Source organism: Verrucomicrobium sp. BvORR034 (assembly GCF_000739635.1).
Taxonomy (GTDB): Bacteria; Verrucomicrobiota; Verrucomicrobiia; order Verrucomicrobiales; family Verrucomicrobiaceae; genus Verrucomicrobium.
On sequence record NZ_BATQ01000049.1, the window covers coordinates 111,433 to 133,543 of the forward strand.

The following is a 22,111-nucleotide window of genomic DNA, read 5'->3' on the forward strand; positions in this document are numbered from 1 at the left end:
CGTGCATGATGAAGCAGGGTGGGGGATCAGACGATCAAAGAGGCGTTCATGCGCCGGCACTGGCGCTCCAGAAGCTCGATGATGTGCGGAACGATTTCCATTGGGAGGTCCAATGCAGGGCGGAAGCGGATGGAGCGGTCTCCGCAGCGTAAGGCGAGCACGCCTACCTCAAAGAGGCCCCGGTGAAACTCGTCCCTCAGTTCCCGGGTGGGCAGGTCAAACGCGATCATGAGACCGCGTCCGCGTACGGCGGAGATCAGGGCCTCACGCCCGGCAAGCTTCTCCAGCTCGGCAGTGAGCAGCTTCCCGGCGCGGCGGGCGTTGTCGAGCAGCCGGTGATTTTTCAATGAGTCGCAGGAAATAAGTCGCCCGCACCATGTCCACCAGACTGCCGCCCCAGGTGGAGTTGATCCTGCCGGACAGCCGGAAAACATTGTCTGGCACCTGATCGAGTCGCGGCCCTGCCATCACGCCGCAGGCTTGCGCCTTTTTGCCAAAGGCGAGCAGGTCCGGCACCACCAGGAAGTGTTCGGCGCACCACATACGGCCCGTGGTGCCTCCGCCTGTCTGCACTTCATCAAAGATCAACAGCACCTCATACTCGTCGCAGAGGCGACGGAGGGTGCGCAGCCACTCACCGCGAAAGTGGCGGTCACCGCCCTCACCTTGAATGGGTTCAATGATGATGGCGGCGATATCGATGCCCTGCCAGTCCAGCAGGGTGCGGAGCTGCGACTCGATGCGCTGTTCGGCGGCTTCTGCCCGGGCGTTGCGCAGCTCCGGCGGCAGGCTGTAATCCAGCGCAGGGGCTGGCAGTCGTGGCCAGTTGAACTTGGCAAAGTAGTCGGTCTTGACGGGGTCCGTGTTCGTGAGACTCAGAGTGTAGCCGCTGCGTCCGTGAAAGGCTTTTTCAAAATGAACGATGGCGGTGCCACGCTCGCCATGACCGGCGGCGAGGTTGAGGCGGACCTTCCAGTCCATGGCAGCTTTCAGAGCATTCTCCACCGCCAGGGCGCCGCCCTCGATAAAGAAGTAGCGCTCCAGGGGAGGGAGTCCCGCCAAATCATGGAAGGCTCGGACAAAGTTCGCATACAGCAAGGTGTACACGTCCGAGTTGGCCGTCTTCACCCGGCTGGCAGTGAGAAGGTCGTGCTGGAATGCATCCACCTCCATGTCAGGGTGATTGAATCCCACCGGGAGGGAACCAAAGCACCCATACAGATCCAGCAAGGATCTGCCGCTGGCCTGATCTACCACCCAGCAACCGTGGCTCTTGTCGAGGTCCAAGACCACGCCGAAACCGTCCAACAGGACGTGTTCGCCCAGCTCGCGGAGAGCCTCCGCGGGCTTGTGAAGCCTACGCGCACTCATAACACCCGCATTATACCGGAACGGTCCTGCGGGGGCAAGCCCGGCAAGTGACGGGCTACTCGCGACGGAGCTTGGCGAGGACGGCGGGGTCAGCGCCGATCGAGCTGGGAGCGGTGGAGGCGGCGTCCCATCTTGAATCTGTCTCACTGGAGACGAGCTTCTGGAACTCGGTGAAGGTGGAGGCAGTGAACGTGGCCTTGTCCACTCTCAGGCTGCCGATGTCATAGACATTGGTGCCGCCTGCCCAGGTCGTGTTCGCCCAGATCACGATGTTTGGTTTGCGGGCACCGGTGATCACGGATGACTGGAATCGGACGGAGGCCCCGGGGGTGGCGGTGACGTTCAGCCCCTCGAAGGTGCAACGGTCTGCTTCAAACTTGCCCCGGGAACCGAGCCGTATTTCCTTGATCCCGTCCCCCGTGCGGAGGAGGTGCAGATTCTTCACACGGAGATTCGCGGTCTTGCCCTCCGGCAGACGACCGCCGTCGAAGCTGAAGGCAGAGCTGGCGCGGCTCTCCACCACGGCGTTTTCCAATGAGTGATCGAGTCCGATGAAAAAGACATCATGCCCGATGCAGTCTTTGATGAAAACGTTGCGGTAGTGCGTCACGCTTTCGCCCACGTCGCAGAGGCCGGTGGAGTTCCCCATGCTGACAAAGCCGTCAATCTCGCACTGGGCGTCCTCATGCGCGCTGAAGCCGTCATCGCCGCACTCGATGGCGGCGATGTTCTCGAACCGCAGGCTGCGCTGGGCACCGTGAACGTTGAATCCGTCGTTCCACACATGGGTGCTGGTCACATTCCGGACTGTCACGTGCGCGCCCTTTCCGGCGAAGATCACGCCGTTGCTGCGGGCGGGATAGCGGATGTTGGCGGTGTCGAGGTCCTGTCCCTCCGGCAGTTTCAGGTAGAAGGCGTTCTCCTCCGCGACATAGGTCCATTGGTCGGGTTTGAGGTCCTCGGGCTTCTTCAAAGCGGCGCTGGGACCTTTGGAGGTGCGGCCCATGTGATTCATCTTGCCGTCCCAGAGGAAGAACCACCGTCCGACTACGGCGGGGTTCATGGAGGGGATGATCTTGATCTTGCGATACAGGCCCTGACCGAGTGACTCCCACTCCGCAGCACGCACGGGTTCGCTGCCATCCAGAACGGCGCCATGGCCGTCCACGGTGATGGGTTTGTCCGGCTCTCCCATCTTCAGGGAGAGGTCCAGACTCTCGTGATAGAGACCCGGGGCGAGGTTCAGCGTGTCCCCGGGTTGTGCCAGGCGCACACCGCGAGCGATGGTCTTCACCGGTTGGGTGATGCCATCATGGGTGTCCAGCCCGGTCTGGGGATTGACCTGCAGCTGACGTCCGCCCGAGGGAGACTCAGCGTGCAGCAGGCTGGCACCGAGGGCCGGGAGAAGGAAAAGGGGCAGGAGGCGGGCAATCCGGGGCATGGCGAATTCCCATCTAAGGCCGTGGGGGGATCATTCTTTCGCGCCAATCTCGTTCTGGGCCGCTGTCATTTGACTTGCGGGCTCCGGAGGGCCGTGGTGAGATGCCCGCGCCCTCTCAATCGGACCACTGCCATGCACCGCTCTCTCGCCACGTTTCTTGTCTGGACCACCCTGTGTTCTGGTGCCGCCTACAGCGCCAGCTTCAAGTTTGTCAATGAAGGCCTGGAGATCGACGCGGGCAACCTGGGGAGGTTGACTCTGGAATACCCCCAGCTGCTGGATGCTGGAAACCAGCCCCTTCACAAGGTGGTGGAAACAACCATCAGCGGCAAGACGGTGAAGCTCCGTTATGCGGGCGGTGGCGTGGCCGAGGTGACGCTGGGCAATGACGGAAAGCTCTCCTGCAAGGTGACCCAGATCCCGGCAGACGTGAAGAACATCGGCACGTCCCTGCAGCTGCCGATTGCTTACAACCAGGGTGGTTCATGGAAAATGGGAGACAAGTCCGGAGAGTTTCCCAAATCCAAGCCAGCCAGTCCGCATCTCTACCAGGGGCATGCGCCAGAGCTGGCGCTGAAGAACTACGAAGGCCGCACGCTTACCGTGCAGGTGCCGGACAACAGCTTCCTGCAACTGTCTGACAACCGTGAATGGAACTGGTCGATCTTCCACTGGCACAGCTTCACGCCTTATGACGTGAACAAGCCGGAGTTCGTGTACGGCATTGTCGAAGCGGGAGCGGTGGCTGTGGCCAAACCGCTGGTGGACAGCTTTGGCCAGTCCACCCGTGAGGAGTGGGCGGACAAAGTGAAGAGCCTGGAAGAGCTGAAGGCGGATGTGGCGGCCGAGAAGAAGTACTACGACAGTCTGAATCCGCCGGCGACGGACGAGTACGGCGGTCTGCCCGGGAGCAAGGAAAAGCTAGGGCTCAAGGCGACTGGCTATTTCCGGGTGGAGAAGAAGGGTGACCGCTGGATTCTGGTGAACCCGCTGGGAAATGCGTTTTTCCACCTTGGGCTCTGTGTTGTGAACCCCAATGATGATTACACCCTGGTGAAGGGGCGGGAGACGGCCTACGAGTGGCTGCCCAAGCCGGAGGGCGAGTATGCCTCCGTCTTTCGTCCGGGAAGCAATGGGACCATTCTTTCCTATCACCTCGTCAATCAGGTGAGGAAGTATGGCGAGCCCTACAGCGATGAATCCTATACTGCCAGGATGATCGGCCGTATGAAGCGGTGGGGCTTCAACTCCATTGGTGCCTTTTCTAACGGCGGCGAGAAGGCCCGGGCCACAGCAAAATTCCCCACGGTGGCGCATCTGCCCATCAATGTGTGGGAGGGAGTGCCGCGGATCTCCGGTATTCACGAGACGTTTGACCCGTTCGATGAAAAAACGCGCGCGATGATCGAGGCGAACATGGCCCGTGAGCTGCCGGCCAAAGCGAAAGATCCGCTGATCATCGGATACTTCATCGTGAATGAGCCGATTTACGAGCAGATCCCCCACGTGGTGCCCTCGTTGAAGGGCAGCGAGCATGCCTGCAAACGTGAACTGGTGAAGTGGCTTCAGAACAAGTACCAGTCCATAGGGGCATTTAACAAGGCATGGGAAGCCAATGTTGCCTCGTTTGATGCACTGCTGGAGGTGGGACTGACGGTGACCGCCGCTGCGGCCAAGGCGGATGCGGAAGCCTTTGCCACCCATTTCCTGGACGAATACTTGAAGCTGGTGAAGACCTCTTTTCGCAAGCATGACCCGAACCACCTGCTCATCGGCAGCCGGCTCCAACCGGGGACGATCAGTCACGAGTGGATCTGCCGTGCCATGGGGCCGCATCTGGATGTGATGTCCTATAACTACTACACCTACGGCGTGGACAAGGACCACCTGCGCAAAGTGTACGAGTGGACTGGCGGACTGCCCATGATGCTGAGTGAATTCTTCTGGTCCTCTCCCAAGGACAGCGGTCTGGATGGCGGTCGCGAGGTGGGCAGCCAGCAGGAGCGCGGCCTGATGTACCGCAACTATGTGGAGCAGAGTGCTTCGCTGGGATTTGTGATTGGAACGGAGTGGTTCACCCTGGTGGATCAGTCAGTGACAGGGCGCTGGTTCTCCGGTTTCGATGGGGAGCGTTCCAACTCCGGCATCATCTCCGTGACGGACCGCCCTTGGAAGCCTCTACTGGAGGAGATGATGAAAACGAACTATGACATCTACCGGGTGTGGTTCGGAGAGCGGGAGCCGTTTTCGTATTCCATTCCAGGAAAGCGGCTGGTGAAGTGAGTGCCGGGATTTGAACTGGAGTTCTTCCTCGATGAGGATGTGGCCCCATTCAGACGCCTCAGCTAGTGCCTGCCAAGGAACCTGGGGGCGAAATGCGGTCTGGTGCTCTCTCAAAATGGCCTCGCGAGGTGCAACCCAACATTCGTGCAATATCGCATTGGAGCGAGGTGGAGGTGTTGATGGCGGTGGGGAGAAAGCAGATGCTGTCGGTTTCCCTAAATTTGCTATCGACATTCCTACTCAATTTTTGTAAAGTATAAGTGGTGTGATTGCCGGAGAGGTAAATTGAAAGGACATTGCGGTAGCATTGATCCTGGAAAAACAACGCGGACAGGAGGGAGACCTCCAAGTCGCGACCTCCGGCAACCACACCCTTTCTGTTTTTTGGATGGGGGAGAGCAAAAAGAATCCGCCACCAGAGAAGTTCCGGTGGCGAATGCGAGGTGATTAGGACGAGTTGATGATTGCCTCAGGGAGCAAAGAACTTTTGCATGAGGCGGCCCAAGATTTGGCTTCCGCGAGCATTGGCGTGGACCACGTCACGCTTGAAGGAGTCTGTGGCATAGCCGCTGGACTTGATGTATTCCCACCAGGGGGCGGTCATATCAAAAAAACCGCACTTCTCCTCCTGGGCAAGCTTCTGTAGATTGGCGCGGTAGGGGTAGGCTTTCGCGTCCGGTTTCAGGGTGTAGTTCTGCAGCATGACGCTGGTGTTGGACCCGAAGGTAGGGGTGAGAAGCAGGACTTCCAGGTTGGGCAGCTTGGCACGGCTCTGGTGAATGACGGAGCGGATGGCTTCAATGTCATCGCGCTGGCTGATACCGCCGATGATGAGCAGATCCGGAGTATGCTGGATGACGTAGCTCTCCACGCGATTTTCATCTTTGTACCACCAGCAACCGGTGGAACCCCGGAGGCTGAGCACTTTCTTGATGTTGCTCTTGGGATAGTCCCGCTGCATGAGCAGTTCGAAGTTGGAAGCTGAGGTGTCACCGATGATGCTGTCACCGAGCAATACCATGGTGAAGGCTGGGCCGTTGGCGAGCTTTTCCCGGGTCCTCTCCAGATTCGTCCAGCGATCTTCCGGGGCTGTCCATGTGACTGGCTTCATCGAGGCATAGATGTTGTCGATGCGCTTCAGCGGGTCGATTCCAGCGTTGGGATCTTCCACGGTGCCGTCCACCAGGAACCAGCCCAATCGGGTGTAGATGTCCTTGCTGCCCTCCGGCTTTTCGGCGGCGATGCGGATCTTGATTTCGTGCTCTTTGGAGGGATCAAGGTTTTGCACCAGAGGGGTGGCGTGGGGGCGGGCGTAGGTGAGGCAGTATTTGTCGAAGTTCACTTTCTTCTGCCAGTCGCCTCCGTTGAGGGAGAACTCCAGGTTCCCCGTGTCCGGGCCGATGATGTCGTAGATGCCCACTTGGGATCCTTTGAATTTGAAAGAGATGGTGGAGCCTGGTTTGTTGCTCACAGCCAGATGGGGGAGCTGGCTGGCGGAACTCAGCTGCCAGCCGAGCCAGCCTTCGTCCAGAGTGGTCCAGTCATAGGAAACTAACTTCGCCTTCTCCATGGCCTTGGGCGAGAGTGCGGCGGGCACTTTGCTGTTCACGGCGGTGGCGGGGGCCGGCGTGGCGAAGACCTGGTTGAAGAAGGGCTTCAACGCTTCGAGATAGAAGGCATATCCGGCATCCGTGGGATGCACGTTGTCCTTGGCGAAAGCCTCCATGGACATGCGACCGCTGAGGATCTCTTCTGCGCCCCGTTTGGCCATCACGACGCTGGGGATGCCGTAGTGGGCAGCCACCTTCTCATGGTACTGCATGGTGGGCGGCAGTTTGCCCGCCTTGAGGTCGTCGAGATGTCCCTTGACCAGAGTGTACACAAACAGGATGTCGGGCTTGGAAGGTGTATTCAAACGAAGCTGACGGACGATGCCCTCCATGCTGGCGATGACCTCAGGTTCTGGAGCGCCTCCGTCGTTGACGGCAAACTCCACAATGACGAGATGAGGGCGCTGGTAGCCGACATCATTCCAGCAGCGGAAGGCTCCCAACCATGAGCCCGTGCCGCCGATGGCGGCATTGTAGGGCGTGAACCGGGTGTCGGGATGCTGCTTCTTCAGCCATGAGTGCAGGAGTTCGCGGTAACAAAATTCAGGTTTGCTTGATCCTGCCCCGGCGGTGATGGAGCCGCCGAAGTAGGAGACGCGAACTTCCTCCTTGTTGGCGACCATGCGGGCAAAGTTGGGCAGACCGTCGCGCATCGTAAAAGCGGGGATGCTGGCAAGGGCAGCCAGTTCCGCCTGACTGGCGGGCGCAGATGCTGGAGCGGGTGTGGCGGGTGCCTGGGCCCGGAGGCTGGCGGCGCAGAGAGGGAGCAGAGCGGCGCAGGCAAGAGTGATCGGGAGAGGCGAATGGGACATGGGACGCTTGGTGGAGAAAGAGAGGGCTGGGCCTGATCAAAAAGTGGGGCTTCAGTTTCCTGAAGCCCCACTTTTCACATTTGACCAATGACTTTTCACTCAGCAGCTATTTCTGCTGCGACTCGTATCCCGGAAGAGGCTTGCCTTTGTCATCGAGCTTGCCGCAGGCCCAGAGGAGGCCGCGGGCGACGAGGTCCAGGAAGACGGGATCTTCCATGGTGGCATTGCCGTGACCCAGTGTGGTGCCGAAGACGTTGCCCTTGCCGTAGGTATTCACCCAGATGACGGCGTGGTCTTTCTTGGTCTCTTCACCATAGGCCTGGGCCAGGGGCACGAAGTTCTCCCAGAGCTTTTCGTTCTTGTAGAGCTCATCCGCCTTGTTGAGCCACTCTTTGGGGAAGCCCTGCATGACAGGGTGCTCCGCATTCACCGTCTTCACCAGGAGGTCCCGGTTCTTCTCATGGCTCATGCTGGTCTGGCCCAGCGCTTTGCGCCATTCGTCCGTCTTTGCCGCGCGGTAGCTGTGAGTGGAGCAGTGCAGCATGACGGCGGGCACGCCGTCGAAGTGGGGCTTGGCGATGCGCTCAACAAAGGCCACATCATCCACGGCGCCGAAGCACTCGTTGTGCAGGACGAGGTCATATCCTTTGGCCCAGTCATCTTTTTCATAGATGCTCACCTTGTGGTTGCGGGCGTCCTTGGCTTTGGGGTCGGGACCTTCGTGCACGATGGTGAACTCCACATTGGCGCGGGAACTCAGGCCCTCGGCCAGGATGCGCTTCTGGTTCTCGTAGTCATGGCAGCAACCGCCGGTCACCATGAGCACACGCAGGGGCTTGGGTTTTTCCTTGGGGGCCTCTGCCGCCCAGATGCCAAGGCCAGTGGCCGCAGCCACCAGCACGGGAAGAAACAAACGTCGTTTCATAGATCTGAAAACTTGAAACCGAGAACTTCAAACTTACTTCTGCTTGGCTTCGTAGCCGGCGACGGGCTTGCCGTCGTCACCCAGCTTGCCGGCGGACCAAAGCACACCACGGGTCACGAGATCGAGGTAGCGGGCATCGCCCACGGTCTCATTGTTGTGGCCGATAGTCGTGCTGAAGGTGCGGGTCTTCTTTGGGCCGTATTCATTGGTCCAGGCCACGACGGTCTCCACATCCTTGGTGGTGCCATCCTTGTTCTTCACCGTCTGCTTGCCGGAGGCGAGAGGGTGGGCGGTGAGGATCTTGATGTTGTTGTAGAGCTCTTCCTTGATCGTGGTCCAGTCGCCGAGGCCCTTGGTGATGGGGTGGTCCTTGTCCGTGAAAGTGATGGCGATGGGCTCCTGCGGGCCGTGGCCGTTGGACTGGAGGCCGATGAGGTCAAACCAGAGGGCATCCGGGGAGCCGGACTGAACGGGATCGCGGAAATTGCCCACGCGATAGCTGTGCATGGCGCAATGGAGGTTCACGGCAGGGACGCCATCCTTGTGGGCATTGAGGATGTTGTCCACATACGGCTGCTGTTTCACGTCCGCCGAGCATTCGTCGTGAATGACCACGTCGTAGTTCTGGGCCCAGTCGGCCTTGTTGTAGATGTCGAAGCTGGCCTTGGTGCTTTTGTCATCGGTGTGGGCGAACTCGACCTCGATGTTGGCCCGGGCGCTGAGGCCCTCGGCGAGGATCAGGCGCTGTTTGGCGTAGTCGTGGCAGCAGCCACCAGTGACGAGGAGCACGCGCAGGGGCTTGGGCTTGGCGGACTCGGCACCGGTCAAGAAGGGGGCGAGCCCGACCGAAAGGGCAAGGGCGGCGACGGAGGTGAAGTAGAAGAGACGGCGTTTCATGAGTGGGTGAAGCAAAGCGGAAATGCTGGCGGGAATTGCCCGCGCAGGCAAACTAAACGCGTGGAGGGGGCGAAAATTTGCGCCAAGGTTCACCCGCTTTTGCCCGGCCATGGGGGGCGCGGGGTGCGAAGTGATACTACCCCGGTTCCTCACTCCTCCCTCCCATGCCCCAGTTGATCCAGACTCCCGCCGAACTCGACGCCCTGCGCGAAACGCACCCTGAACTTGCCTTGCTCGATGTCCGGCTGGCGGAAGATTACCAGGAGGGGCATCTGCCCGGGGCGATCAATCAGTGTGTGTTTGAGGTGGTGTTTTTGCCCGATTTGGCCGGCAAAGCCCTGCGCCGCGATCAGCCGGTGTGTGTGTATGGTGTGGCACCTGAGAGCCGGGAATCCGCCACTGCGGCGGCCAAGCTGGAGCGGGCCGGGTACGCGCAGGTTTATGACTTTCGTGGTGGGCTGGAGGCCTGGCGGGCGGAAGGGCGGCCTCTGGAGGCTCCTGCGGTGGCGTCCGGTGGACTGGCTGTCCGCGATGGCCGGTTCTCGCTGGATCTGGGTGAAAGCAAGGTGGTCTGGGTGGGGCGAAACTTGATCAACCATCACTGGGGGCATGTGGCCATCAGCGAGGGATACGTCAATTTTGAGGGCGGGGTGCCCGTGTCCGGGGCGGTGACGGTGGACCTGCGGGAAATCACCTGCGCGGATCTGGCGGGTGGACCCTTGCACGATGTGCTCATCCACCACCTGGAGAGCGACGACTTTTTTGATGTGGAAAACTACCCGGAGGCGGTGTTTGCCTTTGAAAATGCGGAGGTTTGCTCTGAGGCGCCCGGCTGCCAGAATCTCAAGCTGCATGGAACGCTGACGTTGCGCGGGGAGACGCATCCCCTCACCATCGGGGCCGCGGCGGGTTTCACTCCGGAGGGGAAGGCGGCCTTGCAGGCGTCACTGCCACTGGACCGGACGGAGTGGGGTGTGCTCTACGGTTCCGGGCGTTATTTCCGCAGACTCGCCGGACATCTGGTGAATGACGTCATCGAGCTGCAATTGCGCATCCTCACGGCCGGTGCGGTCATGAAATAAGTGGAGGCTGCTACCTGATGAGCACATCGAGAGGGAAGTCGTCGTCCGGTTCGATGGCTTCATTTTCCCACACCGGCTTGCCGTTGTCATTGGTCAGCACGCGATTCGCGCTGCCCGGGGCGGCGTGGGCATTGTTCTTGGGCAGCCACCGTGCGAGCTCTTGTTTGACGGCGGCCCGGCTGGGGTCACGGGCCAGGTTGGTCCACTCATTGGGGTCAGTTGTTTCATCGTACAGCTCCTCGCTGCCATCAGCATAGCGGATGTAGCGCCATTGCTCTGTGCGGATGGTGTGATTGTTCTGGTTGTGCGTGGTGATGGCGGGAAACTCCCGGGGTGTCCGGGCGTCCTTGAGTTGTGGCGCGAGGCTGTGACCTTCCAGGTCGGGCCGGGCGGGCAGTCCTGCCAGCTCCAGCAGGGTGGGAAAGGTGTCGAGCAGTTCCGCCGGCCGGGCGCAGCGCTGGCCGCTGGTGATGCCCGGCCCGGCCCAGATGAAGGGCACGCGGGTGCTGCGCTCCCAGAGGGTGTTCTTTCCTGTAATCCCTTTTTCCCCGAGGTGCCAGCCGTGATCACCCCACACCACAACGATGGTGTTGTCCAGCTGACCAGACACCTGGAGCGCCTCCAGCACGCGGCCGACCTGGCTGTCCATGAAGCTGATGGATGCCAGATAGGCCCGAACCAGGGGCCGCCATTCCTCAAGGTCCTGCAAAGTCTTCAATCGAGGTTCTGGAAGTTTCCAGTGAAGGAATCCGGCGAACCGCGGCAAATCGTCGCGGTCGTCAGATTTTACCAGCGGCAATTTCACTTCTGCTGCAGGGTAGAGGTCAAACCACGCCTGTGAGGCGAAGCAGGGCACATGAGGCAGACGGAACCCGGCTGAGATAAACCATGGGCGGTCACTCGGCACCGTTTTGAGCTTCTCAATGGCCGCATCTGCGATCTTCCAGTCGGCCTGATCTTCATCCCGTTCGGGAAACACGCCCCAGTCCATCGCCGGATGACGTCCAGCAATTGGGAGCTTGGCGATCGGTCGGTCCGGTTTGGGGATGCCTGGGGCGGGGCCGAATTCGGTGAATTCACCGGTGCGGTCTTTGGGCTTGATGGAGCCGTCGTGGTAGATCTTTCCGCAGGAGTAAGCGTAGTAGCCCGCCTTCATGAAGGCCTGTGGCAGGGTGACGTGATACTTGAGCGACTCCACCTGCCGGAACCCAGGCTGCAGGCCGTAAACTCCCGTGGTGCCGGGTCGAAGTCCGGTGAGAAGACTGGTGCGTGAAGGATTGCACAACGGGGCCTGACAGTGGGCATTGGTGAAATTGGTCCCTCTTGCAGCCAGCGCGTCCAGATGGGGAGTCTTGACCTGCGGATGCCCGCCCAGACACCCCAGCCAGTCGTTCTGATCGTCGATGGCGATCATGAGCACGTTGGGAGGCGGGGCACTGTGCACCGACTGGGGCAGGACAAAAGCCAGGATGGCGAAGGCGGAGCAGAGAAAGGAACGCATGTGGGCCAGCTTGAATACTTAAATTAAAAAATTATGCGGAGCCCTGGTTTGGGCGCATGAGATTTTGAGAGGCAGAGCGGTCAACTCATCTCGCAGGACGATTCTGTTAAAAAATTTGTCAAAATGTTGCTCGACAGCTTTGTAACTTGTATGATGAAGTCATACACACATGAGCTTCTGGGACAATCTTAAAGACAAAGTGGCCGGGATGAACGCATCCCTGCAGACGAACATCAGCAAGTTCAAAAATGCCGAGTTTGCGAGCGGGACCATGGCCATGTGCGCCATGATCGCGGCTGCAGACGGCACGATCAGTGGTCAGGAGAAGGGCAAGATCGCCACTCTGATCACGAACAACGAGATGCTCAAGATTTTCCCGGCCGCCGAATTGAAGCAGAAGTTTGATCACTTCTGCGACAAGATGACTGCCGACTACGACTTTGGCAAAGTCGAGGCCATCCAGGCGATCGCCAAGCTCAAGAGCAAGCCTGATCAGGCCCGCGCGGTGATTCAAATTGGCATCATCATTGGCGGTGCGGACGGCAACTTTGATTCTGACGAGAAAAAGGCTGTCAAAGAAGCCTGTTCTGCTGTCGGCATCAGCCCAGCAGATTTCGATCTCTAGATCGGATCAGGCAAGTTTCTTTCGGGGAGGTCCTTGTGACCTCCTTCAGTTGACCCTCCACGCAACGGACTTTACCAGTTCCGATGACTCCCCTTGCGCGCGGCCAAAAATCCACCCTTTCCAGCCTAGGCGTTGGAATTTCAGGGTTGAAAGTTCAGGTGACCCTGCGTGTCCCGGCACCTTCGACGGTTGATTTGAGCTGTTTTGGACTTGATTCCCAGGGGCGTCTTTCAGACGAGCGCTACTTCGTATTCTACAATCAGCCAGCATCGCCTTGTGGCTCCATCCGGGCCAAAGGGGCAGCTGGCAGCGTGGATCAAACGTTTGAGTTGAATCTTGCGGGTCTGCCCGCCGGGATCAAAAGGCTGGTATTCACCGCCGCGATTGATGGCGCTGCCACCATGAAGGACATTTCCACCGGGTATGTCCAGGTGGGGGATTTCAGCAGGACGGCTGCGGAATTTCGCCTCCAGCCCACGGACTACGCAGGGGAAAAAGCCCTGATGCTGATCGAGCTCTACTGGAAGGATGAGTGGCGACTCGCTGCAACTGGCCAGGGTTTCAATGGGGGCCTGGCTGCCCTGCTCAAGCACTTTGGTGGTGAGGTGGCGGAGGAGAAACAGAAACCTGCCGCTGTCGCGCCTGTTTCAATGGCCGCGCCCGTGCCTCCACCTTTGCCGGCGAAAGTGTCCCTGTCCAAAATCACGTTGACCAAACCCGGGCAGACCCATCGCGTCTCGTTGGAAAAGGGCGCTGGAGCCCCCGCCAAGCTGATCGTCAAGGCGAGCTGGACGGACAATGGCGATGACTCCGACAGCAATGATGACCTGGACCTGCGGGTGGGCATGCTGCTGCCTGACGGGCGCATGAAGTTCATCCAGGCACCCGATTTCGCGGGTAGTTTTGACGCCATGCCATTCGCCCGCCATCTGGGTGATGTGACGGTGGCTTCACTCAATGCCCCCGCCACCGAGACCGTAGAAGTGAATCCGGCAATTGCCCAGCGCATGGGCGGCAGGGTGGGCATGGTGTTCAGCGTTTATTCCGCCGTGTCCAACGGCGCAGTTTCCGTGGCGTCTCTCCGCCCCATTATGAAGATGGAATACGGAAACCAGGTGGTGGAATGCGCCTTTGACTTCATGAAAATTGCTGCGTCGAAGGATGACACGGTGTACAGCTACGTCATCGGTTTGGCCGTGATAGACGCCGAGGGTATTACCCTTGAACCTTCCGGCCTCACTTCTCTGCCTGGCAGCGAGAATACTCCCTGGCTTCAGTGGACGCCACAGGGTGGGTTGAATGCCACGATGGACGGCCCCGCGGTCTTCAAAGGCAGCCTTGCCGGCAAGGCGGCGTCGTTCAACAAAAACAATCCGCGACGGTACATCTGATTTTGAACCGATCATCGTGTTATCGGTCCTACAGTTTCCTCAAAAAGAAGACCAAACCATACATCCATACAAACCATGGCAATCTCACTTAGCAAAGGCGGCAACGTATCCCTCTCCAAGACGGCTCCTGGTCTGACAAACATCCTGATCGGCCTTGGCTGGGATGCCCGCTCCACGGACGGTGCTGGTTTTGACCTTGACGCAAGCGCATTCCTCCTCACTCCGGATGGCAAGGTGCGCAGCGATGCCGATTTCATCTTCTTCAACCAGAAGGAATCCGCGGACGGTTCGGTCAAACATCTGGGCGACAACACCACGGGTGCTGGCGACGGCGATGACGAAGTGGTCAAGGTCAACCTTGCTGGCGTTCCCGCAGACGTGGACAAGGTCGCTGTTTCCGTGACCATTCATGATGCCGAAGCCCGCAAACAGAACTTCGGCATGGTGAGCCAGGCCTTCGTTCGCGTCGTCAATGAAGCCGACGGCACGGAGATCGTGCGTTATGATCTGAGCGAAGACTTCAGCGTTGAGACCGCACTGGTCTTCGGTGAAGTGTACCGTCACAGCGGCGAGTGGAAATTCCGCGCTGTGGGTCAGGGCTTCCAGGGTGGCCTTGGGGCCATGGCCAAGAACTACGGCGTCAATATCTAAGACCGTAGTACTGTACCTACCGGGGCCACTTCTCCATCAGGTGGGAGCGGCCCCGTTTTACCACCTTCAACCATTTTTTCATATGGCCATCAGCCTTCAAAAAGGACAGAAAATCTCGCTTGAAAAAGAAGCGGGTGGCAGCCTCACCAAGATCATCATGGGTCTGGGTTGGGATGCGAAGAAAAAGAAGACCTTCTTCGGCCTCGGCAGCAAGGACCAGGAAATCGATCTCGACGCGAGCTGCGCGCTTTTCGACGAGCAGAACCAACCGGTGGACATCGTCTTCTTTGGCCAGTTGGCCAGCCGCGATGGATCGATCCGTCACACGGGCGACAACCGCACGGGCGCTGGTGACGGCGATGACGAGCAGATCGTAGTGGATCTCTCCAAGGTCGCACCCACGGTGAAATCCCTGGTGTTCGTGGTGAACAGCTTCACCGGCCAGAGCTTTGCTGAGATTGAAAATGCGTTCTGTCGCGTGATCAACGGGGGCAACAACCAGGAGCTGGCGAAGTATGACCTGAGCTGCACCGGCTCGCACACCGCCATGGTCATGGCCAAAGTTTACCGCCACAATGGCGAGTGGAAGATGCATGCCATCGGGGACAATACCTCCGGCCGCACCTTCCAGGATCTGCTGCCTGCCATGAAGGCCAGCCTCTAACAGGCTTCATCAGGATCATGCTGCCAGTATTCTGCTCCACGCCACACCTTCCTGAGCTCTGATGACCAAACCTTGTGTCTGGTTTAGCAGGGCCAGTTCCAGCCTGCACCCCTTGCTGCTGTTGCTCAAGCAACCCACAGCGGGGGGCGGGCTCCATCTACTGGTGAGCCACCCCCAGTGGGACGCTCCCGCCATGTGTGGCGCGGATGAGGCTTTCCTAGAACCCGATGGGCTCCAGGGTGATGCCTACGTGGACTGGTGTCTGGAAGTCTGTCGCACTCGCAGCATTCAGGTGCTCATGCCGGGTCGGGCCCGGCCCAATATTTCAGCCAGGCGCGCCGAGTTTGAGGCGCTGGGCACCCAGGTGCTGGTAGCTGCCGATGCCGATACTCTCCGGCTGCTCGAAGACAAGCCTGAGTTCCTGGCCGGGATCCCGGAAGACGTGGCGCTTGTTTCGCGCTACCTCAAGGTCAACACGGTGACCGAGTTCGCCGCCGCGGTGGAGTCCCTCCGTCTCGAGGGGAGTATCGCATGCTTCAAGCCGGGCAAGTCGATTTTTGGTTTGGGGTTTTATGTCCTCAATGATCACATCACCCCGGTCAGCCGTCTCCTGGACGGACACGCAAATGTGATCTCTCTGGCCGAGGCCTGCGACATTCTGGGCCGTGAGGAGAGCTTCCGCGACGTCATGGTGATGGAGTACCTGGACGGAGTCGAATACAGCGTGGACTGTGTCGGTCGGACAGGGGAACTCGTGGCCTCTGTCGTGCGAATGAAGCCGAAGACTTCCGTCTCACAGGACACTTCACAGACGGTAGGACGCAACGAAGAGATTGAGGCGCTGGCCCGCCGTCTGGTGGCCCGGTTTTCCTTGGATGGTCTTTTCAACATGCAGTTCCGCACGACCAGCAATGGCGGGCCGCCCCGGCTGTTGGAGATCAACGGTCGCATGTCTGGTGGGCTCGCGCTGGCCTGTCTGGCGGGTGTGAATCTCCTCGAACTCGCCATCGCGCTCAAGTTGGGGCAGGACGAGGTTGTGGCCGCATTGCTGGCCAGGCCCGTTCAAACGGTGCGGGCTCAGCAGGGGTTCAGCGCCTTCCTGGCAGACCGGCAAGCTTTCAACCTTCAGGATGCGCCGTTGTGATGGATGCTGAAACGCTTCCACCTCACGTGGTCCGGACGGCTCCGGGGCAATACGAGGCCACCCTTCCTGGCGGTACCTTGCGCATGTCCATGCGGCAGGAGGAACTCCCATTGCCGGAGATCTGTGACTTTGCCTTGAGACACAATGCCCGGCGTCGGTTCCTGTTTGTGAGCAGAGTGCTGGGTCGGCATATGCCCACCCGGCCTGCGGCCATGCAGGATGTCGCAAGTCGCCTTGCGGACAAGATTTCCATCGACCCTGCAGATGGCCCTGTCCTGTTCGTGGGCATGGCTGAAACTGCCACCACGCTCGCCCAGACTGTGTATGCCGCCTGGTGCAGGAGGGGAGGTCAGGGGCTCTACATCGAGAGCACGCGGCGACCCACTGGCGGGCCCATTGCCTTTGAGTTCGTGGAAAGTCACTCCCATGCCATGGCGCATCTGGTGCACCTTCCGTCACCTGAGGATGATCCTGAAAACCTGTTCACGACCGCTCGCAGAGTGGTGGTCGTGGATGACGAAGCGACGACGGGACGGACCGCATTGGGACTGGTCGCAAGTTACGCCGCCTGGCGGGGGATCGCGCCTGAGTCGTTGCGGCGGGAGCTTGCTGTGCTCGCGCGATGGATGACCGATGCGCAGTCCACGGAGTCGGAGTTCACCGCTTTTCACTCTTTGGTGGAAGGCAGTTTTGAATTTGTGGAGACCGGTGTCTTTGCAGAAGCGCCTCCTGCCGTCCCTCATCCAGATCGGGCGGGTCTGGCACGCCGGGGAACCCGGCATGGTTTGTCTCACCCCCAGCCTCTCCCGTGGCAGCTGGATGTGAGCCCAGGGCATCGCATTCTCGTGATCGGGACGGGCGAGTATGGTTATCAGCCTCTGCTGCTGGCGGCCGATCTGGAGGCGAGAGGGGCTATTGCCTGGGTACAGGCCACCACCCGTTCTCCGGTGCTCCCTGGCGGCGCGATTGGCCATGTCAGGTCGTTTCCCGCCCTTTCAGGAGAGAGGCACACGGAGTTTCTCTACAACGTGCCGGAAGACCACGGTTATGATCGGGTTTTGCTGTGCTGTGAAGACGTGCTGCCGCCTCTTGAGCACCCGATTCATCACATTTCCCGGCTGGAAGTCCTGCCACTTCCCGGCACATTGACCTCATGAGTCACCGTGACTGGATTGCGACAGACCTAGATGGCACCCTCTTCGCCCGCGCTTTCGCGGGGCCTGAGGCTGTGCCGGCCACCTGGAGGCAGACTGATGAGGGCCCGGTCGCGTCGTCATGGATGCCGCGTGCCACTTATGTGCTCATGCGGGCCCTGGCCAAACACTTCGATATCGTGGCCGTGACGGCCCGTGATCTGGACTCTTTCTCCCGAGTGGCCATTGAAGGGATCACTTTCCAGGGAGCCATCCTCGCCAATGGCGCCATCATGGTGGGACTGGACGGTGAGCTCGACTCAGTGTGGAACGATCACATGTCTGGTGTGCTCTCGACCGCTGGAGACGAGCTGGAGGCTGTCAGATTGCAAATCGCAGAGCTCTCACAAGGAGCAGCCCGTCCCCGTCTGGTTGCCAGTGGCACCCCTCTGCCAGCCTATCTGGTTGCCAAGGCCGACGAGGAATGGTGGCAGACGGACGCGGGCGTCAACCTGCTCTCCACGCTGCAGGTCCGTCAGTGTCGCGCAGCCTTGCTGAAGAATGAGCTGCAAGTCCTGCCGCCTGGGGTATCAAAACTGCTGGGCCTTACAGCCTACCAGGACCGTTTTGCCGGTGGCATGCCGCCCCTGATGGGACTGGGAGACATGCCCGCGGACCTTGAGTTTATGAAAGCCTGTTCGTTTCTCGGCATTCCCGCGGGAAGCAAGCTGGAGCAATGCATTACGATTCCCTGACAATGATGACCCTTGATCCCCCTATCCAAGCCAGTTTCTCCGGCAGCTATCTGCCCGAGGAGGTGACTTTTTTGCTCCGGAGGATTGAAGTGTCAGCCACGCCTTTGGAGGAGCGTGAACGCCTCATTCAAAGCGGACAGCGGCACTACAGTGAGATGATCGGTCCAGAGGACGCTCCCACCCGGCAGCGGATGCGCTTGTTTCGGGAGAGTCTGCTCACCAATGGCGCCCAACTGGCGCAGGACATCTGCGGACTGGCAGCGGCGCTCGCGGAGAGCGCGTATCAGGGCGAGGTGGTCATCACTTCCATTGCCCGAGCGGGCACCCCCATCGGCACGCTGCTCTGGCACCGCTTGCGGCAGACGCGGCCCGACCTGCGCGTCTCGCACTATTCGATCTCCATCATTCGTGACCGCGGCGTGGACTACGCGGCGCTGCGCACGATATTACAAAATCACCCGGCTCAGAGCCTGCGCTTTGTTGATGGCTGGACCGGAAAGGGGACCATCGCCAAAGAACTGCGGGAGTCTCTGGCGGGGAAACCGGAGTTTGAGGAAATTAACGACGGTCTCTGGACTCCGCTCGATGTCTGTGGCGCGGCCTGCTATGCTCCCAATGCGCGGGATTATCTGATCCCTTCCACCCTGCTGGGGGGCACGGTTTCCGGTCTGGTCTCCCGGTCGGTCCTGCCCCGTGGGGAAGAGGGGGGCAGCGAGTGGCATGGCTGCGTGGAACTGCGTCATCTGCGACGCTATGACCTGAGCCAGTGGTTTGTCCGCACGATGCTCGAGAAGATGGCCGCCTTGGATTCTAGTGACGAATCGCCTCCCAACGCCTCCGGCGGTCAGCCCCGCTATGTGGCCGCCCATGCCTTTCTCTCCGCCTTGCTGGAAGAGCATGGCATGACGGATCGCAACCGGATCAAGCTCGGCATCGGTGAAACCGTGCGGGTGCTCTTGCGCCGTCTTCCGCGCTTGGTTTTGCTTTCTCCAGACGCTCATGAGACGGACGCCGTGCTCATCCGACAGTTGGCCCAGCACCGGGGTGTGCCCCTGGAGGTGCGCCAGATGCCATTTGCCGCCGTCGCTTTAATCGCGAATGTTGCTCAATAACTGCTACTTTAGCCTCACATGACTGCCCCCCTCAGCCTGGCTCCTTTGCTCTATGTTCCTGCTTCCCGGCCTGGTCTCCAGGATATCTTGGGTGGGAAGAAGAACCTCGGCATTTGTTCTCTGGCAGTTTGCCTGGAGGATGCCGTCCGCCCGAATGATCGCTCCCGCGCGGCCACGGACTTGTGCGAAGTCCTGCATCGCATCGATTCGGCTCCTCCGCGGGCCTTGCTGGTGCGACCGGCAGATTCAGACATGCTTTCCCGGCTGCTGAACACCGCGCACCTGGACCATATCACAGCGTTCCTGCTGCCCAAGGCCACTGCGGCCTCCATTTATCACTGGATCAAGATCCTTGATGGCCGGTTCCCACTGGTGCCCATCCTGGAGTCCCGGGAAACCCTCGACGCAGGTGGCCGGCGTGAGCTGGCCGCGGTCTGCGCAGAGCATCGCGAAAGCATCCTGCGCGTGCGTGTTGGTGCCAATGATCTCTTTGCTCAACTCGGTGGGCTTCGTCGCCCACGGGGCTTCACGGTTTATGAAACACCCCTGGGCCGCATCATTGATGAGTTGATCGAGGTGTTCTGTGCTCACGATCTGCCTTTGTGCGGACCGGTGTTTGATCGCTTGGATGATCTGGAGACCCTGCGTCGTGAAGTCGAGCAGGACATCCATCGTGGTATCTTCTGCAAGACTGCCCTCAATCCCACGCAAGTGGCTGCCATCTGGGCTGCATACCGTCCTTCCGAGGAGGAGCTTGATGAGGCCCGGCTTATCCTCCATCCTGACTCTCCGGCGGTCTTCAGCCTCAACGGTTCCATGCAGGAGACAGCCTGCCACGCCGAGTGGGCAAGACGTCTCGTCATGCGAGATGTCCTGCACCGTGAAGCGGAAGAGCTTCTTGGTTCCCCCGTGATCCAGACCCTACCCTCGAGCGGGAGTGATGAGGCTTGCTATCCAGTCCACAAAGCCAGCGCGGTTGCGTGAGGCGATGATCACCTGACCCGTGCCGCTGAAGCGGTTCACGAGCCCTTCTCCGCTGGTCATGGAGTTCATGATGTTACTGAAGAAACCGCGTCCCGTTGTGGACGCGGTGATGTTGTACTGAAGGGTGGAGTCCCATGCCACCACGTGGCTGTTGTCCACGATGGTCCCGGTGGTGGGATTCACGTCGATGGCAAAGAGCGCGCCAAAGCCTGAGATGGCCAGCTTGCCGCGGCCGGCGCTTTCCATGATGAACCAGCCACCCGTGCCGCCAAACAGGCCTTGAGAGATTCCCTGCGTGGTCGTCTTGATCTCCACGGTGCTTTCCGCTGCGAGGAAGGCCCCGTCATTGAGCCGGTACTGCTTGGCGCCGCAGTCGAGGATCATCACATCACCGGGCATGTTGGGCGACAGCAACACATCGCCATCGCCATTGGTGGCCACCACGCTCTGCTGGAAGAAGGACTCGCCAGAGGCCAGGCGCCGGGCCAGAGCACGCATGATGCCGCCCCGGACCTCGCCTTTCAACTCCAGGGTGCCGTCCATGGTAACCATCGCGCCGCGTTCGGCATAGATGGACTCGCCACGGGTCATGGAGACATGCAGGAAGGGATCAACGTTACCGACGACTTGGAATGTAGGCATGGGAGGAAAAAAGGGAGAGACCTGTTGGATATCGTCTGAAGCCCGGCGTTCAGCCTTCGCTGGCTTTGATCTTGAATTCACCACTGCCACCGGGACGGAGGATGGCACCACAGCCAGGGCAGACGCTGGAGCCGTCCTTCTGTCGGGAGGATCCACAGAAGACTGTGCCGCAATTCCCGCAAGAGCCGGCGGACTGATTGCCGCAGTGGGCACAAGGAGGGCAGCCATCCACTTCTTGCGAATTGACGGCGGGAAGGCCGGTGCCACCCCGGGTGCTGAAGTCGCAGGTCTCTGCGTCCATGATGTGGGACGCTGCGGGAATATAGACCCGATAGTCAGGCTCCCAGCGGTAGCGCATAAGGTAGGGCTGCTTGTTCCCGCCGCAGAGAGCGGTGAGGAAGAGCTGACGGGCGCGGCCATGCTCCCCGCTGTAGGAGGGGATGTCCTCGTCCTCAATCTTCTCCACGGAATCTGGCAGCTTGGCCAGCATGAGCTCGCGTTCATCGCCATCGGCCACCCCACGGCTGGCGGTGGAGACGGTTTCACTGATCCAGACGAACAGCTTGGCCCAGCCCTGCTCGTCTGTCTGTTGCAGGTTGAGTACCACGTCCGTCATCTCCCGCAGTCCTGCAAAGTCGATGTCGTCCCCGCAGCCCACGGCATAGAGGTTCGCGATCTTAACCGTGCTGTTCATCTCCCGCAGGGCGGAGCGCCAGTCGTCCGTGGGCTGTCCGTCGGTGATGAGGATGACGATGGGTCGGAAATCCCCTTTCGTCAGGGTGCCCGGCTGCGTGCGCTTCACTTCCTGCAGGATGCGCTCGGAGAGCAGCAAAAGAGCGCTGCCCAGGGAGGTGCCGGGTCGCACCAGCAGGCGGGGTGGCTGCACCTCATCCAGGCTCTGCAAAGGTGATTTCAGCTCGGCCCGGCTGTCGAAGGTGATGAAGGAGATCCAGGCAGTCTCCAGCGCATGCGGATTCTGGCGCAGCGCCTTTAACATGCTGCTGATGCCAGTACGCATGCCCCTGAGGCCGTTTCCAATCATGGACTCGGAGCAATCCAACAAGACATAGACGGGAAGGCGGCGCATG

20 protein-coding genes are annotated in these 22,111 nt (G+C 60.0%); 11 read left to right on the forward strand and 9 right to left on the reverse strand.

Annotated elements, in window-relative coordinates:
- Positions 1 to 26: 26 nt before the first annotated feature.
- From BV034_RS35880 to BV034_RS09190, 3 genes are read right to left on the reverse strand one after another with little or no spacing between them, the layout of a single operon-like run.
- Positions 27 to 347: an aminotransferase class III-fold pyridoxal phosphate-dependent enzyme gene (locus BV034_RS35880; protein WP_265592805.1), complete on the reverse strand. Its 321-nt coding sequence runs from the start codon at positions 345 to 347 to the stop codon at positions 27 to 29.
- Positions 265 to 1,371, reverse strand: a complete 1,107-nt coding sequence (locus BV034_RS09185) for an aminotransferase class III-fold pyridoxal phosphate-dependent enzyme (RefSeq protein ID WP_265592806.1) — start codon at positions 1,369 to 1,371, stop codon at positions 265 to 267. Before BV034_RS09185 ends, BV034_RS35880 begins: the two co-directional genes overlap by 83 nt.
- Positions 1,372 to 1,426: 55 nt before the next feature.
- Entirely contained in the window at positions 1,427 to 2,812 is a 1,386-nt protein-coding gene (locus tag BV034_RS09190; protein WP_050026263.1) for a hypothetical protein, read from the reverse strand.
- 132 nt (positions 2,813 to 2,944) lie between these two features.
- On the opposite strand from BV034_RS09190, the gene BV034_RS09195 reads away from it, so the two are divergent.
- Positions 2,945 to 5,095 carry a beta-galactosidase gene (locus BV034_RS09195; RefSeq protein ID WP_050026265.1) on the forward strand — a complete coding sequence of 717 codons (2,151 nt, stop codon included), beginning with the start codon at positions 2,945 to 2,947 and terminating at the stop codon, positions 5,093 to 5,095.
- A 469-nt stretch (positions 5,096 to 5,564) separates the two neighbouring features.
- Here BV034_RS09195 and BV034_RS09200 read toward each other — a convergent pair whose 3' ends face one another.
- The 3 genes from BV034_RS09200 to BV034_RS09210 form a co-directional block, all read right to left on the reverse strand.
- Positions 5,565 to 7,517, reverse strand: a complete 1,953-nt coding sequence (locus tag BV034_RS09200) for an SGNH/GDSL hydrolase family protein (RefSeq protein WP_050026267.1) — start codon at positions 7,515 to 7,517, stop codon at positions 5,565 to 5,567.
- 106 nt (positions 7,518 to 7,623) lie between these two features.
- Positions 7,624 to 8,442 carry a ThuA domain-containing protein gene (locus BV034_RS09205; RefSeq protein WP_050026269.1) on the reverse strand — a complete coding sequence of 273 codons (819 nt, stop codon included), beginning with the start codon at positions 8,440 to 8,442 and terminating at the stop codon, positions 7,624 to 7,626.
- 33 nt (positions 8,443 to 8,475) lie between these two features.
- Positions 8,476 to 9,339, reverse strand: coding sequence for a ThuA domain-containing protein (locus BV034_RS09210; RefSeq protein WP_050026271.1), 864 nt, complete (start codon positions 9,337 to 9,339; stop codon positions 8,476 to 8,478).
- A 164-nt stretch (positions 9,340 to 9,503) separates the two neighbouring features.
- Between BV034_RS09210 and BV034_RS09215 the strand changes: the two genes are divergently transcribed.
- Entirely contained in the window at positions 9,504 to 10,421 is a 918-nt protein-coding gene (locus BV034_RS09215) for a YceI family protein (RefSeq protein ID WP_050026273.1), read from the forward strand.
- Positions 10,422 to 10,431: 10 nt separating this feature from the next.
- Here BV034_RS09215 and BV034_RS09220 read toward each other — a convergent pair whose 3' ends face one another.
- A complete protein-coding gene (locus BV034_RS09220) occupies positions 10,432 to 11,922 on the reverse strand; it encodes a sulfatase (RefSeq protein ID WP_050026276.1) in 1,491 nt (496 codons plus the stop codon).
- Positions 11,923 to 12,091: 169 nt separating this feature from the next.
- Here BV034_RS09220 and BV034_RS09225 point away from each other — a divergent pair, with 169 nt between their 5' ends.
- The 9 genes from BV034_RS09225 (at position 12,092) to BV034_RS09265 (ending at position 20,381) form a co-directional block, all read left to right on the forward strand.
- Positions 12,092 to 12,547 (forward strand): TerB family tellurite resistance protein, encoded by a 456-nt coding sequence (locus tag BV034_RS09225; RefSeq protein ID WP_050026278.1) that lies wholly within the window; start codon positions 12,092 to 12,094, stop codon positions 12,545 to 12,547.
- Between the two features lie 83 nt (positions 12,548 to 12,630).
- A complete protein-coding gene (locus tag BV034_RS09230; protein WP_050026280.1) occupies positions 12,631 to 13,938 on the forward strand; it encodes a TerD family protein in 1,308 nt (435 codons plus the stop codon).
- Positions 13,939 to 14,013: 75 nt separating this feature from the next.
- Entirely contained in the window at positions 14,014 to 14,589 is a 576-nt protein-coding gene (locus BV034_RS09235) for a TerD family protein (protein ID WP_050026282.1), read from the forward strand.
- An 82-nt stretch (positions 14,590 to 14,671) separates the two neighbouring features.
- Entirely contained in the window at positions 14,672 to 15,253 is a 582-nt protein-coding gene (locus BV034_RS09240; protein ID WP_050026283.1) for a TerD family protein, read from the forward strand.
- Between the two features lie 61 nt (positions 15,254 to 15,314).
- Positions 15,315 to 16,397 carry an ATP-grasp domain-containing protein gene (locus BV034_RS09245; RefSeq protein ID WP_050026284.1) on the forward strand — a complete coding sequence of 361 codons (1,083 nt, stop codon included), beginning with the start codon at positions 15,315 to 15,317 and terminating at the stop codon, positions 16,395 to 16,397.
- Positions 16,397 to 17,554, forward strand: a complete 1,158-nt coding sequence (locus BV034_RS09250) for a phosphoribosyltransferase domain-containing protein (RefSeq protein ID WP_050026287.1) — start codon at positions 16,397 to 16,399, stop codon at positions 17,552 to 17,554. The genes BV034_RS09245 and BV034_RS09250 overlap by 1 nt, the downstream gene beginning before the upstream one ends.
- Positions 17,551 to 18,285: a hypothetical protein gene (locus BV034_RS09255; RefSeq protein ID WP_050026289.1), complete on the forward strand. Its 735-nt coding sequence runs from the start codon at positions 17,551 to 17,553 to the stop codon at positions 18,283 to 18,285. Before BV034_RS09250 ends, BV034_RS09255 begins: the two co-directional genes overlap by 4 nt.
- A gap of 2 nt (positions 18,286 to 18,287) precedes the next feature.
- The gene (locus tag BV034_RS09260; RefSeq protein ID WP_050026291.1) at positions 18,288 to 19,397 is read left to right on the forward strand and encodes a cysteine protease StiP domain-containing protein; all 1,110 of its coding nucleotides are present in this window, start codon (positions 18,288 to 18,290) and stop codon (positions 19,395 to 19,397) included.
- Between the two features lie 18 nt (positions 19,398 to 19,415).
- Complete coding sequence (locus tag BV034_RS09265; protein WP_050026293.1) at positions 19,416 to 20,381, forward strand: HpcH/HpaI aldolase/citrate lyase family protein; 966 nt, start codon at positions 19,416 to 19,418, stop codon at positions 20,379 to 20,381.
- On the opposite strand, the gene BV034_RS09270 is transcribed toward BV034_RS09265, so the two are convergent.
- Positions 20,319 to 21,023 (reverse strand): TIGR00266 family protein, encoded by a 705-nt coding sequence (locus BV034_RS09270; RefSeq protein WP_009963952.1) that lies wholly within the window; start codon positions 21,021 to 21,023, stop codon positions 20,319 to 20,321. The two genes, BV034_RS09265 and BV034_RS09270, sit on opposite strands and share 63 nt — an antisense overlap.
- 49 nt (positions 21,024 to 21,072) lie before the next feature.
- Positions 21,073 to 22,110, reverse strand: coding sequence for a VWA domain-containing protein (locus BV034_RS09275; RefSeq protein WP_050026294.1), 1,038 nt, complete (start codon positions 22,108 to 22,110; stop codon positions 21,073 to 21,075).
- Between the last annotated feature and the right edge of the window lies 1 nt (position 22,111).